This window comes from Pseudoalteromonas sp. CR1, assembly GCF_019392235.1.
Lineage (GTDB): Bacteria > Pseudomonadota > Gammaproteobacteria > Enterobacterales > Alteromonadaceae > Pseudoalteromonas.
Genome location: NZ_JAHXRM010000015.1, coordinates 76,201 through 90,366, shown reverse-complemented (window position 1 = coordinate 90,366; position 14,166 = coordinate 76,201). Strand labels below are relative to the sequence as shown.

At 41.6% G+C, this 14,166-nt stretch carries 12 protein-coding genes; 3 read left to right on the top strand and 9 right to left on the bottom strand.

Translation table 11 applies throughout. The features are described 5' to 3' along the window. Nucleotides 1-3 precede the first annotated feature (3 nt). The 4 genes from KZZ04_RS13745 to KZZ04_RS13730 all read right to left on the bottom strand — a co-directional run bounded on the left by KZZ04_RS13745 (nucleotide 4) and on the right by KZZ04_RS13730 (nucleotide 4,256). Nucleotides 4-2,883 carry a TonB-dependent receptor gene (locus tag KZZ04_RS13745; protein ID WP_219422978.1) on the bottom strand — a complete coding sequence of 960 codons (2,880 nt, stop codon included), beginning with the start codon at nucleotides 2,881-2,883 and terminating at the stop codon, nucleotides 4-6. 156 nt (nucleotides 2,884-3,039) lie between these two features. Beyond that, complete coding sequence (locus KZZ04_RS13740; protein ID WP_219422977.1) at nucleotides 3,040-3,657, bottom strand: LysE family translocator; 618 nt, start codon at nucleotides 3,655-3,657, stop codon at nucleotides 3,040-3,042. Continuing rightward, nucleotides 3,658-3,840 carry a hypothetical protein gene (locus tag KZZ04_RS13735; RefSeq protein ID WP_058403592.1) on the bottom strand — a complete coding sequence of 61 codons (183 nt, stop codon included), beginning with the start codon at nucleotides 3,838-3,840 and terminating at the stop codon, nucleotides 3,658-3,660. Nucleotides 3,841-3,857: 17 nt separating this feature from the next. After that, nucleotides 3,858-4,256 (bottom strand): DUF3224 domain-containing protein, encoded by a 399-nt coding sequence (locus tag KZZ04_RS13730; protein ID WP_219422976.1) that lies wholly within the window; start codon nucleotides 4,254-4,256, stop codon nucleotides 3,858-3,860. Nucleotides 4,257-4,344: 88 nt separating this feature from the next. Between KZZ04_RS13730 and KZZ04_RS13725 the strand changes: the two genes are divergently transcribed. After that, nucleotides 4,345-6,123 carry an ABC transporter transmembrane domain-containing protein gene (locus KZZ04_RS13725; RefSeq protein ID WP_219422975.1) on the top strand — a complete coding sequence of 593 codons (1,779 nt, stop codon included), beginning with the start codon at nucleotides 4,345-4,347 and terminating at the stop codon, nucleotides 6,121-6,123. Here the strand turns inward: KZZ04_RS13725 and KZZ04_RS13720 are convergent. Further along, a complete protein-coding gene (locus KZZ04_RS13720) occupies nucleotides 6,120-6,752 on the bottom strand; it encodes an OmpA family protein (RefSeq protein ID WP_219422974.1) in 633 nt (210 codons plus the stop codon). The genes KZZ04_RS13725 and KZZ04_RS13720 overlap by 4 nt on opposite strands. A gap of 178 nt (nucleotides 6,753-6,930) precedes the next feature. Here KZZ04_RS13720 and chrA point away from each other — a divergent pair, with 178 nt between their 5' ends. Next, the gene (gene chrA / locus KZZ04_RS13715) at nucleotides 6,931-8,085 is read left to right on the top strand and encodes a chromate efflux transporter (protein ID WP_219422999.1); all 1,155 of its coding nucleotides are present in this window, start codon (nucleotides 6,931-6,933) and stop codon (nucleotides 8,083-8,085) included. Here the strand turns inward: chrA and KZZ04_RS13710 are convergent. Genes KZZ04_RS13710 through speA form a run of 4 tightly spaced genes read right to left on the bottom strand, consistent with a single transcriptional unit; the run spans nucleotide 8,048 to nucleotide 13,062 of the window. After that, nucleotides 8,048-9,304, bottom strand: a complete 1,257-nt coding sequence (locus tag KZZ04_RS13710) for a mechanosensitive ion channel family protein (protein ID WP_058551405.1) — start codon at nucleotides 9,302-9,304, stop codon at nucleotides 8,048-8,050. The two genes, chrA and KZZ04_RS13710, sit on opposite strands and share 38 nt — an antisense overlap. Then, complete coding sequence (locus KZZ04_RS13705; protein ID WP_058403598.1) at nucleotides 9,301-10,221, bottom strand: acetyltransferase; 921 nt, start codon at nucleotides 10,219-10,221, stop codon at nucleotides 9,301-9,303. Before KZZ04_RS13705 ends, KZZ04_RS13710 begins: the two co-directional genes overlap by 4 nt. 18 nt (nucleotides 10,222-10,239) lie before the next feature. Then, nucleotides 10,240-11,124: an acyltransferase gene (locus KZZ04_RS13700; protein WP_219422998.1), complete on the bottom strand. Its 885-nt coding sequence runs from the start codon at nucleotides 11,122-11,124 to the stop codon at nucleotides 10,240-10,242. 57 nt (nucleotides 11,125-11,181) lie between these two features. Then, nucleotides 11,182-13,062, bottom strand: a complete 1,881-nt coding sequence (gene speA / locus KZZ04_RS13695; protein WP_010557735.1) for a biosynthetic arginine decarboxylase — start codon at nucleotides 13,060-13,062, stop codon at nucleotides 11,182-11,184. Between the two features lie 197 nt (nucleotides 13,063-13,259). Here speA and speE point away from each other — a divergent pair, with 197 nt between their 5' ends. After that, on the top strand, nucleotides 13,260-14,123 hold the full coding sequence (speE, locus tag KZZ04_RS13690; protein ID WP_058403599.1) for a polyamine aminopropyltransferase: 864 nt from the start codon (nucleotides 13,260-13,262) through the stop codon (nucleotides 14,121-14,123). Nucleotides 14,124-14,166: the final 43 nt, after the last annotated feature.

Below are 14,166 nucleotides of genomic sequence, written 5' to 3'. Positions count from 1 at the left end.
TAATTAATGACTGTATGTAAAACCAAGATAAAACTGACGACCAAAGTACTGAGTAGTCCCTGTTCGTTGCTGCGACCCAAAGTAACTTTGGGTTGGTTCATCGGTTAAGTTATTAACTTGCAAAAGCATGGTGAGTGAATCGCTAAAGCGATAAGACGTTTGAAAATCAATGACGGTTTCAGCATTAAAATTAACCACTTGTTCGTTAATGGCAACCTGTTCTGATACAAACTCATCGCGGTAACGCACATTAAGGCGCGTTTCAAAATCGTCTAAAGCATAAAATAACGTGGCATTTAGCACATTATTAGACAACCCAGGTAAAGATTGAACGAGAGTATCGCCCCCTAAACTGGTGATCGATTCAATTTCACTTTCGGTGTATGAGTAGCTTGCGTTAGCGCCCAAACCATTAAATGGTTCAGGTAAAAAGGTAAACACTTGCGTATAAGCAAGCTCTAGCCCTCTAATGTAGCCACCCTCGCCATTATTAACTGCCGTGGTATAAATACCGTTGGTCGTTGCAACTTGCTCGCCACTGACTGGATCTTCTATTGAGTCAGGTACGTTAAAGCCATTCCCTTTAAAATCGAAGTTTTCGATTGATAAGATTTCTACAAACGAGTCTATATTTTTATAAAATAGCGCCGCAGCGATAGTACCGTTACCTTCTTCAAAATAATATTCGTAAGATAAGTCGTACTGGTCAGCATAAAAGGGTTTTAAAAATGGGTTGTTATTACTTGAACCGTTAATAACACCATCGTCACTTACGTTTGCGCTGGCATCGCCCGCTAAGCGGTTTATTGGTGCACGCGACATGACTTTAGCCGCAGCAAAACGAACTAGCGAGTTGTCGTTAAGTTGCAGGTTTAAATTTAGCGAAGGCAGGTAATCGGTGTATTTAGTGCCTAATACATTAGGCGCGTATAAATCATTTACAATGCCATTCTCATCAACAATATTTTGCGCACCTAAGCGCGCATCGCCTGCTACGTTTTCAAGTACGGTTGCCGATTGATCGGTTTCGATACGGCGCACACCCACATTACCCGATAGGTCAAGTCCGGCAATTTGCGTGTTAATGTTTACCATAACGTACGCGGCTAACACATCTTCAAATACCGAGCCGCTTTGCAACACTGACCACGAGTAGTTCGTTGTGTAACCTTGCGCGTCGTCTACGCCATCGGCGTTGCCCCAGGTTTGAACGGGCTGTGGCGTGCCATCTGGAAACCACGCATTAAGCGCTTTATTTAAATCAATGGCTAAATACGATGGAAAATAACTAAAGTCGCCCTGCCAATCAACCACTGATGCCATATCGTCGGTTAAACGCAAAGGGGGCTGCGTTGATGAAAATGCTCCGTCGTTACCGTACTCAAATACCGAACGCTTTCGGCTGTATTCTCTATCTGAATAGCGCGCACCAAACTCAACTGAGCTAAATATGTCGCTTTCTAGCTCGTATCTAAAGTCGAGTCTAAATGCCGTTACTTCATCTTCGGTTTGATCAGGGTAAATACCATATTTACTGACCATTACTCGGTCTATATCACTAAAGGCGGCCGCCTGATTAAACCCAACGTCAGGTAAATTTAAGCCATTTAATTGATAGTTAATTGCAACGTTGTTATCAAATACCGGCGTTTCTGCATTGGCATCTTCTGCTACTAAGCTCCACAGTAAGCCATTTCTAAAATTACTTTTTGCGCGAGAAAGCGCTACATCGGCATTAACATTTAGTCTATCGGTTACTTGCCAGTCGGCATTAACGCCAAAGCTGTCTACTTCGTCAAAATCTTGGTTGTCGTCATTCACTATTTCAACACGGGTATAACTTTGCGAAGTACGATTAACCGCTGCACCAATTACAGCATTGCCATCAAGTTGTGCATTTGCGTATGCTGCCGAGGGGCCGCCTAATTTAACCCTAAAACCACGGGCAAATGACTCTTTATCAAAGCGAGATAAAAACGCATCACCTTTTAATTTAAAATTATCTACCGGTGCCCACTCTATGGCAGCTAAATAACCATTTCGGGTTTCTTCACCGCCTAAATGCTGTAACTCAAAGCCTTCGCTAATGTATTCACTTTCTGGGCTATCTATGGGGCCATTTGTGTCGTTTGGTGCGCCATCAACATCTTTTCTATCGTTGTATGCAAGGCCAATGAACTGTGTTGCTACACTTGGTTGAAATAAACGCGCAAACCCCAGTGCCACACCTAATGTATCGTCTAAATATTTACCTTGATACGAAAAGCTAATACGGTCGCCAAATTCAGTGGCATCCGATACCTCAGATGCACGGTCGTTATACATACCGCGCACATTAGCTACAAATTTATGTTTTTGATCATTATTAAGCGGGCTGGCAGTTTCAAGCTCTACCGTACCGGCCACACCACCTTCTATAAGCGATGCCTTTGGCGATTTATATACCGCCGCAGAGCTAATTAATTCTGATGGGTATTGGTCAAACTCAATACTGCGGCTACCACTTGTAGATACCTGCTCGCGACCGTTAAGTGTTGAAAATACAAAGCCGCCCGAAAGCCCGCGTATATTAATTTGTGCAGCCTGCCCACCAGTACGCACAGCTGAAATACCCGGTAAACGAGTCAGTGCATCGGCCATTGAAATATCAGGCAAGGCGCCTAAGTCATCAGCAGAAATTTGCTCCGAAACGGTATCGCTAAATCGCTTTTGGTTAAGCGATTGAATTAAGCTGCGACTAAAGCCGCGCACTTCAATCACTTCTACATCGGTTTGAACTTGAACGGGTTTACTCGTGTCTTCAGGTGGTTCTTCAGTAGCTGCAATAGCACTATTGGCGGCAAATAATGCCAGCATGAGCGCATTTAATTTAAACTTTTGCATGTGTGTGCCTTTTGGTTATTGTTTTGTGTGGTGTGTCAGTGCAGTAAAAACACACCCAACAAATTGTAACCAAAAGGTGAATACTTTGTGATGAATACGTATGCAGTATAGCCCACTTAGGCTGTAGCTATTTTGAGCAATTTAGTTAGCAATAGCTTAAATACTCACTACCACCCTAATGGCTAGGGCAACAAATACAAAACCCAGTACTTTGTCTAACCATGGATTGTGTTTAGTAAACCCAAAACGGTTTTTAGAAAACTCTGTTAGGGCGGCAACAAGTAAGTACCAACCGGTATCAATCACAAACACAGTTAAACACATCACCATTGCAATGCTTAGGGTAAGATTTTCTGGATCAATAAACTGTGAAAACAAGGCTAAAAAGAAAATAGCAAGTTTGGGATTTAAAAAGGCAATGGCAAACCCATCTTGTAGTGCTTTAATGCTACTCACTTCACTATTTTGTATTTTAAGTTCACCATTGTTGGGGTTAGACAATAAAATTTTAATCCCTAGGTAAGCTAAATAGGCAGCGCCTAAATACACTAACACCTGATACACAGTAGGAAACTGCAGCATTAACGCACCCAAGCCAAGTAATGAGGCTCCCGCATATAATCCCACTCCAATACCGTGACTTAGCGCCGCTAGCATGCCGTTTTTCATACTGCCGTTAAGCGAATGCTTTAATACAACCGCAAGGCTTGGACCCGGCGACATTGCGCCCATCATACAAATAGCCACTAGGCCTAACCACATAGAAAGAGTCATTTACAGCTCGTCAATTTCAATAAATAATGTATAACCATGCACTTGCCCATAAAAACCGGTTATTGGCACTGCGCTAATTACCTTCCAGCCATCTTGATTTAATTCCTGTATGCGATCATTCAGCGCCGCTATGTCTACCCCACCCATAAAGCGGGTCTTTCTAAATTCGATTACTTTTTGCATTTAAATCCCTGTGTATTTTATAACGTGTATTGAAAATCGTAGTGATGTACACCGTTTTCAATGCGTATTTTCATACTACCCGCTAATCCTTCTAGCTCATCAGTGCCTGAGTCGGGAATTACATTTAAAATTAGGCTGTCTTGGCCTTTATCCATTGTGCCAAAATGCTGTAATACAAAGCTACCTTTTTTGCCTTCAAGCTCGCCTATTACTTGCTCAATTGCTACATAACCGGCACTGCCTTGCACTGGCGTCATGGCGCTTAACATTTCGCCTTGGCTAGTAGCATTAAGTGCGCCTTTAAATGTTTTATCAATAGACATACGCCCTAAATTAATGCCGTTTTGACCTTTGGCATAGCCATCTATTGGGGCTAATGCCATCGTAAATTGGCCTGTTATTATGTTGCTTGTCATAACGATTCCTTATTGATGATTTTTAAAGCTATTGATTTTTAATTCAATGATGCCATATCTATACCTCAACTTATAAAAAGAATCCACTATGCCAAACATTACCCCCGCAACCGAAAAAGCTGCATTTAGCAGTTTATTGCCTATTTTTGCATTTATTAAACCCTATAAATGGATGGTCGTAGCAGCCCTTGGCGCTTTATTAGTAACGGCTGGTGTTAATTTATCGTTAGGCCAAGGGGTTAAATTTGTTATAGATCATGGCTTTATTGCGGGATCTCAAGCGCAACTTAAACAAGCTTTATTGGTACTTATTGGTTTAATTAGCTTATTGGCTGTAGGCACGTTTAGCCGATTTTATCTAATGTCGTGGATTGGCGAGCGAGTGAGTAACGATATTCGTAAGGCCGTGTTTAACCGTATTGTGACATTGCATCCAAGCTACTTTGAAGAAAACCGCAGTGGCGAGCTTATGTCGCGTTTAACAACCGACACCACTTTACTGCAATCTATTATTGGCTCCTCGTTTTCAATGGCGCTGCGCAGTACATTAATGCTGGTTGGCGGTTTGGTCATGTTATTAATAACTAACTTAAAACTCACGCTAGTTGTGGTTGCGTGTGTGCCACTAGTATTAGTGCCGATGATGGTATTTGGCAAAAAGGTGCGTAAGCTTGCAAGCTCTAGCCAAGACGCCATTGCCGATATAAGCACCTATGCCGGCGAGATCATTCAAAATATTAAAGTGGTACAAAGTTATAGCCACGAAACGCAAGAGCAACATGCTTTTGCACTTGAAACCGAAAAAGCCTTTAACGTTGCCAAAAGCCGCATTAAACAGCGCTCGTTTTTAATTGCTGCTGTAATATTTTTAACCTTTAGTGCCATCAGCGCAATGCTGTGGGTTGGCGGCAGTGATGTACTGGCAGGCACTATGACCGGGGGTGAACTGGGTGCATTCGTGTTTTACGCTATTATGGTGGCAATGTCGGTGGCAACGGTTGCAGAAGTGTACGGCGAATTGCAAAGAGCGGCAGGCGCAGCCGCCCGCTTACTTGAATTACTTGCGGTTAAAAGTGAAATTGAAAATCCTGAAAACCCGCAAGACGCTCAGCTACAAAATAACGCAAGCTTGCCTGCAATCTCGCTTGAAAATATCAGCTTTAATTATCCATCTCGCCCGGATGTCAGTGCACTTAACAAAATAAGCTTAAGCATTTCGCAAGGTCAAACAGTGGCTATTGTTGGCCCATCTGGCGCAGGTAAAACAACCTTATTTGAGCTACTACAGCGTTTTTACGACCCAGCTAGTGGCGCAATAAAATTTCACGATATTGATATTAAGTCGCTCTCTTTAAACACCCTGCGTGACAAAATGGGCATGGTGGCACAAAACCCTATTTTATTTAGCTCAGATGTAATGCATAACATTCGTTACGGCAACCCAAACGCCACTGATGAACAAGTATATGCTGCTGCAAAACATGCTCATGCCGATGAATTTATTAAACAATTACCACAAGGTTACAACAGCTTTTTAGGCGAGCAAGGCGTTAGGTTATCCGGTGGGCAAAAGCAGCGTATAGTACTTGCTAGGGCTATTTTGAAAGACCCTGAAATACTCCTTCTTGATGAAGCAACCAGCGCACTCGATGCGCAAAGCGAGCACCATGTTCAAGCCGCGCTTGAGCACTTAATGCAAAATAGAACCACGCTTATTATTGCACATAGGCTAGCAACAGTTATTCATGCAGATATGATTGTAGTGATGGAAAATGGAGAAATTATTGCAACGGGTACTCACCAAGAGTTAGTGGCAAGCAACCCGCTGTATCAAAAGCTGTGTGAATTACAGTTTAATAAGGATTAACCTTCTGTATTGGGCACTATTTGAATCTCTACACGACGGTTTTGAGCTCGCCCGTTTGCAGTGTCGTTAGTGGCAATTGGGCGTGTTTCACCAAAGCCGCTAGTGCTAATGCGCGCTGCCATAATATCTTGGTTGGCTAAGTAAGCCTTTACACTTTGAGCGCGTTCGCGCGACAAGTTCATGTTGTAGCTATCTTGCCCTGTGCTATCTGTATGTCCTTCTACGCTTAGGTAGGTTTTTTCATACTTGTTCATAACTTTAGCAATGGCGTTTAGCGTATCGTTAAACCCTGTTGAAATGTATGATTGGTCGGTTGCAAACGTAATATTAGAGGGCATAACCAAGCGTAAGTTATCGCCTTCGCGTACCACCTTAACACCCGAACCTGCTAATTCATCACGAAACGCTTCTTCTTGCTTATCCATGTAATCACCCACAGCAGCGCCTGCTAATGCACCAATAGCAGCACCAATAAATATGCGCTTGTCTTTGTGGTTACCCGTTGCTTTACCTAGCACGCCACCAGCAGCTGCGCCAATTGCCGCGCCTTTGCCGGTATTATTCATTTCACAACCTGAAAGTAATACGGCCACTACTGTAACGCTTAAAAGTGATTTTGTTAATGTCATGATGATGTCCTATTCATTTAGAAATTAGCAACAGTATGTAATTACCTGTATGAACAAACTATGAAGTGCGTAACAATCACCTTATAATTTTGTTATTAACTCTACAAAATTGAGTTTTAATAAATATGTCATATTCCTTTGTGACAATTTAATGAATTCAAAAAAGGATAAAAGCGCAATGCTGATTGCTATTTTTAGACAGTTTTTTTTACTTGGCTGCATGAGCTTTGGTGGCCCAGCGGCACACTTAGGCTATTTTAAGCGCCACTTTGTAGATACATTAAATTGGATCACCAACACACGCTACGCGCAATTAATTAGTTTAAGCCAAGCGTTGCCGGGGCCTGGTTCGAGCCAAGTGAGCTTTGCTATTGGCGTTGAACGCGCAGGGATATTAGGTGGTATTACCGCGTTTGTTGGTTTTACGCTACCATCTTTTTTAATTATGGTGATACTGGCCATTAGTGCACACCAATTTGATGCCGTTTATTATGCCATTATTGCGGGTTTAAAACTATTTGCCGTGGTCATCGTAGCTGATGCCACACTGTCTATGGCTAAAAGCTTTTGCACAAGTGCGGTGCTTAAGTTACTTGCCGTATTAAGCACCTTAGCGCTTGTACTACTGCCGGTGTTAAGCACGCAAATTGCAGTTTTAGTTATTGCTGCAACTATTGGTGCTATATGGCCTTTATTAAAATTAGGCGAGGCAACTCAAAATACGAATACCAACACAAAAAGTAATATTAACTGGGTTGCTCTGAGCTTATTTGCATTGTTACTGGCTATTAGCTTTGCCCCCCTTGGAAAAGAATTTGCTTTATTTGCTCCTTTTTACCAAGCAGGCGCTATGGTGTTTGGTGGTGGGCACGTTGTATTACCCGTATTGCAAGCTGGTGTACCTGCGCTGAGCGATGACCAATTTTTAAGCGCTTATGCCAGCGCTCAAGCAATCCCTGGCCCTATGTTTACTATTGCTACTTATTTAGGTGCACAACTTAATACTGCGCAGCCTTTATTTGGCGCACTGGTTGCTACGTTATTAATTTTTGCACCCGGCTTTTTATTGATGTTAGCATTTCAAAAAAGCTGGCTTAACTTGGCTAATAAACCGCGTTTTGCTAGTTCAATTGCCGCACTTAATGCCGCCGTTGTGGGCTTTTTGGCCGCAGCTTTATACTCACCTATTTGGACATCGGCAGTGCACAGCTGGTTACATGTTGGGTTAGTTGTTGTGACTTTTGCATGGCTACGATTTAAAAAGCCACCTATTTGGTGGCTATTAATATTCTTTATTAGCGTGGGTCTTGCACAGCATTATTGGGCACTTTAATACTGGGCTTTTCAGTTTGCCCCGCATTGGTTGGTGGGCTTAACTGCCCACTCACACTTTGATAAGCACGTAATCCAAAAATAGGCAGCACGGCAAGTAAGTGATCCATTATTTCGGCTTGCAAATGTTCGTAAGAGATCCAGCGCTTATCTTCACTAAAACAGTAAAACTCAATAGGTAAACCGTGGTTTAACGGTTGAAGCTCCCGCACCATTAAAGTAAGCGAAGAGTTTATTTTACTATGCTGCTTTAAATACCCTTCAGCATAACGACGAAACAACCCTAAATTAGACACAGGCTCTGGTAATGCCGACACTCGAATATACTCATGTAGCGGAATAGCCGCATCAATTTGCGCTCTAAACTCGTCGTTTACTAGGCAAATACTGTTCATATCAATATTGAGTGAACGCTTAATCCGCCTTCCACCCGACTCTTGCATACCTCGCCAGTTTTTGAACGAGCCTGCCACCAGCATGTAAGTAGGAATCGTCGTAATGGTGTTATCCCAGTTACGTACTTTTACCGTGTTTAAGCCTAAGTCTATTACCTCACCATCGGCGCCGTAATTATCAACTTGGATCCAATCACCATAAGTCACTAATCGGTTAGCCGCAATTTGTATACTGGCAACAAACCCTAAAATCGTATCTTTAAATACTAATAAAGTGACGGCGGCAATAGCACCAAAACCCGAAAGAATATATGTCGGTGATTTTTCAAGCACAATACTAACAATTAAAATGCCACACACAATAAAGGTAATTAGTTTTACAACTTGAACAAGGCCCTGAATGGGGACTTCTCGAGCAAAGTCTAATTGGTTATAAATAGCAGCAGCGATACTAACAATACTGCTAATAATAAAACCGGTGTAAATAATTAATAAGGCTTGGCCTATGGTTTTAAGTATTTCAGCCGCTAACTCACCAACCGGATAAAAACTGTCAAAGGTGGCTAAAAACAATACACAACACAGAAGCCCAGCAATACGCTTATTAAGCTTAGTTAACATTGGGGAAAGCGCGCCAATACGCTCAGGCGATAACTTAGTAACCACCTTTTGAATACCCGGCAGCATAAGCCTGCGAGTAAATAAATACACAACAAGTAACGAGCAAATGCCAATGGCGGTAGCCGTTAACGCACTAAAAAAAGCAGCGTCGGGGACATTTTCAAACCAAGGAGCAATTAGCTCTTGTATATGGGTGTTGGTCATAGTGTTTTGGCTTCCTTACTAATTTGTGCATCTGGCATTGCCTGCTGGGCATAAATACCTGCCAATTGCTTATCTTTTGCAACCCATAAATCGTTCACATATTGCTGAAAGTTAGCTTTGAACGCTTCATCTGTTTGATAACTACCTAACATAGTGTCGGTAATAGCCATTACATCAATTGATACGTGAATAGAGTCTAGCTCACCTTTTAATAAGTTGCGGCACACATGATCTGACTTACCGCTATAGACTAAACTGGTATTTAACATAGCATCAAACTGGGTTCCGAGTACTTCCAGTGCAAAGGCAATTCCGCCTGCCTTTGGTTTTAGTAAATGCTTAAACGGGCTTTGCTGTTGTGCATGTTTAGCGGGGGTATAACGCGTTCCTTCTACAAAGTTGATAATAGTTGTTGGGTGGTTACGAAAGTTACGACAGCTGTTTTTGGTACGCTCTATGTCTAACCCTTTCAACTTTGGATTTTTAGCTATTTGCGCTTTGCTTACACGCTTCATAAATGGCATTCCCATCGCCCATGCGCCAGTGCCAATAAATGGCACATACTTTAAATCGTCTTTTAAAAAAAACTTAGGGGCGGGTAACGCATGCATCGAACTAAGTACCGTAATATCTAACCAACTCATATGATTACAAATTAGTAAGTACCAACTTTTTGAGTTTAAATCACCTTTTACATCAATTTTAATATCTGGGCAGCCTAGCCATAAACCTAACCGATTACCGTTACACCACCCCCGATAAGCGCTATGTAATAAAAGATTAACAGCATGGATAGGCAGTAATAACTTCACTAATCCTAAAAGTAATACCAATACGCCAAAAATTATAAGGTTAGTAAATAATACGCAGCCTACAATTAGGCCATTTAGCCAATTTGGTAACCATTTTTTTAGCATAACTGTAAGCTCACCGTGTTATTTTGTACTTGTTGGGGCGTCAAGTGATTGCAATGTTTGTTCTTTTTCTTCCCATAAACGGTTTAACTCGCCTTGAAAACGAACTCTAAATTCAGAATCGCCCGTGTAATCACCAATTAGTTCATCACTTACCGGCATAACATTCACGTGTATATTAATATTTTTTACTTTTCCGCCAGCAAAGTCCATAAACGTAGGAATACCGTCAGGGTAATGCAAGGTAACATTCACTACTTGAGAAATTTGCTCACCCATTGCTTGCATAACAAAGGCAATGCCACCGGCTTTTGGTTTTAGTAAATGCGGAAATGGGCTTTGCTGTTTTGCATGTTTACTTTGCGTAAAGCGCGTACCTTCAACAAAGTTAACTACCGTTACAGGCATTTCTTTAAATTTTTCGCAGGCTTTACGTGTTGTTTCTAAGTCTTTACCACGTAGTTTAGGGTTCTTTTTAAGCTGGCTTTTACTGGTGCGCGTCATAAATGGAAAGTCGAGTGCCCACCAACATAATCCCAAAACAGGCACATAAATGAGCTCTTTCTTTAAAAAGAAATTTAAAAACGGAATTTTACGATTAAATACGCGCTGCAATACTAAAATGTCTACCCAGCTTTGATGATTGGCAATCACCAAATACCAATCTTTTAGTTTAAGAGAGTCTAAGCCCGTTACGTTAAGTTTTGTTGGTGTAAACAGGCGCTGGTTTAAGGTATTGAACGACACCCAAATAGTGGCGCACTGCTTAGCAACCCAACTCAATAACTTTTGTAATGGTTTAATAGGAATAAGCTTTAATAAGCCACAAATAAAAATAGGTATAAACCAAAAAAGTGTGTTTAATGCATAAAAAATAAGACTAAAAACACTACGAATAACTGACATTACTTCTATTCCTTTAACGGTGCGCAGCATTAAACACTGCGCTTTTATACTTAAAAATTAATCTTCAAAATAGGTATAACCTTCAAGCCCTGCATTAAGTTCGGCCAAATACCCGGCTTTACACTGCTCTGAGGCGTCTAGTTTATTAATTTGATAAGCAAAATTTTCAGCTAAAATAGCGCTATCGTAATCAACAAACTTTAATACATCCTTAACGCTATCACCTTTTATGGCATTGGTTAATACATAGCCGTCGTCGTTTAGCTCAACATGCACTGAATCGGTATCACCAAAGAGGTTATGTAGGTCACCTAAAATCTCTTGATACGCGCCAACCATAAACATAGCAAGATGGTATTGTTCGCCATGCTTATATTCAGGGATTGGTAAGCTGGTTTCAATACCTGCACCTTCAACGTATTCGCGTATTTGCCCATCCGAGTCACAAGTAATATCTTGGATAATAGCGCGCTGAGTAAGTGGTTGCGTTAAGTTTTCGATTGGCATAACCGGAAACAACTGCTGTATGCCCCACACATCAGGTAACGACTGAAACAGTGAAAAATTAACAAACAGTTTATCGGCTAATTTTTCATTTAAATCGTCGAGTACTTCTCGGTGTGCGCGGGCGTTATTACTAAGCGATGCACGCACGCGGTGTAAAATAGTAAAATAAAGCTGCTCTATTTTCGCCCACTCTAACATGCTTACTAAACCATGTACGTACTGATCGTGAGCTTCGCTAAATAAGTGCATCGCATCGTGGTAAATTTCTAGCGCCATACGCGGATTTAAACGCTGTAAACATTGCCACATTTCATCAAGCACTAACACGCTGTTTTCAAGCGGTGGCTCAGGATTTAAATGATTGGGTGCTTTTTCAACGTCAATCACATCGGTAATGAGTACCGCATGATGCGCGGTTAAAGCACGACCTGATTCTGTAATAATAGCCGGATGGGTTAAATCGTGTTGGTCGCACACCTCAGCAAACGCATTAACTACATTACGAGCATACTCTTCCACTGTGTAGTTCATTGAGCATGCACTACGAGAGCCTGACCCTTCATAATCTACGCCTAAACCGCCCCCAACATCTACGGTATTGAGCGGCACACCTAGCTGTGTTAATTCTGCAAAGTGACGCGCACATTCACGAAGTGCGCGGTGTATATCACGTATATTGGCAATTTGAGAGCCAATATGGAAATGCACCATTTGCATCAAGTGTAATTTATTGTGTTTTTTAAGCACTTCTACCGCACTTAATACTTGCCCTGCAGTTAAACCAAACTTACCTTTTTCGCCACCGGTATTTTGCCACTTACCTTTACCCACCGAATTTAAACGAATTCGAATACCTATTGCAGGTTCAATACCCAAATTATCGATTTCTTCAAGTAAAGTAGTTAGCTCAGATAGCTTTTCTACTACTATTTTTACGCTGTGCCCCATAGCTTGGCCAATGCACGCTAAACGTAAAAACTCACTGTCTTTATAGCCATTACATACAATAGTGATTGGCTCTTTTGCCACACCTAAAATAGCCATTAACTCTGGTTTTGAGCCCGCTTCAAGGCCAACTAACCCGCTTGGGTGCGCCAATAATTTACTAACAACAGAGCGCTGCTGATTTACTTTGATAGGATAAACACAGGTGTATTTACCATTGTACTCACGACTGCTGCGCGCTTTAGTAAAAGCATTAGTAAGCGTATCGACACGATTTTTTAAAATGTCGGTAAAGCGCACTAAAACAGGCAGTGTTAACCCTTGCTGTTTAAATTGCTCAGTTAAATCGGTTAAAGAGATTGCAGCTTTGCTTTGATCGCCGTCGGGGTAGGCAACCAATTCGCCTTGTGCATTAATATCAAAATAGCCATCACTCCAATGAGCAACATTATAAGTGGCACGTGCTGTTTCTAAACCCCAGGTCATGGCAACTCTTCTTTCGTCAATTAGGTATAAAGGCGCATTTTAATACGTCGCTATCTCCTAGGCTAACAAAAATTGAACTTTCACTCTCTCCTAACTAACTTTATTCGCTAAATCAGTTAAAATGTCATTGAGCAAACTGCCAAGCACTGGCAGAATTGCCCTTTTTTTACCTCAACCTAAAAAGTGTATCAGCAACTATGGCAAACTTAGATCAAAGTAAGTGGTTTACTGAAATTAGCGATCGTGACGGCAGCGCATTTTCATTACGTATTAACAAAAAGTTAGATGAAAAACAGTCTCCTTTTCAAAAAGTAGAAATGTTCGAAACCACAGACTTTGGTAATTTAATGATCATCGACGGTTGTACCATGGTATCAACCCGCGAAAACTTTTTTTATCATGAAATGATCAGCCATCCTGCACTTTTAGCACACCCAAACCCTAAAAATGTGGTTATTATTGGTGGCGGCGACTGCGGCACGTTACGTGAAGTATTAAAGCACCCTGGCGTAGAAAGCGTAACGCAAATTGACATAGACGAAGTAGTTACGCAAATGTCGTTAAAATACTTCCCAGAGCTGTGCGAATCTAATAACGATGCACGCGCTACAGTTATGTTTGACGATGGTATTAAGTACATGCGCGAAGCAGCTAGTGAGTCTATCGACGTGGTTATTGTTGACGGCACAGACCCGGTAGGACCTGGCGAAGGTCTATTTAACCATGCATTTTACACAAGCTGCTTAAATGCACTTCGCCCTGGCGGTATTTTAGTACAGCAAAGTGAATCGCCACTTATGCATATGCCACTACTGGTAGAAATGCGTGAAGCGATGCTAAGTGTTGGCTTTAACGATTTACAAACATTACCATTCCCACAACCAATTTACCCAAGCGGTTTATGGTCGGTAACTCTTGCTCGTAAGTCTGAAACCTTTAACGGCTTCAGAGAAGATGGCGCAGCACAAATAGCCGAGCAAAGTGAATACTACAACAGCGGTATTCACCATGGTGCATTAGCAACACCTAACTTTATGAAACGCGCGTTTGATAAAAAATAATAAATGTTAATACGCCAAAAAGGGAGCTCTACAGGCTCCCTTT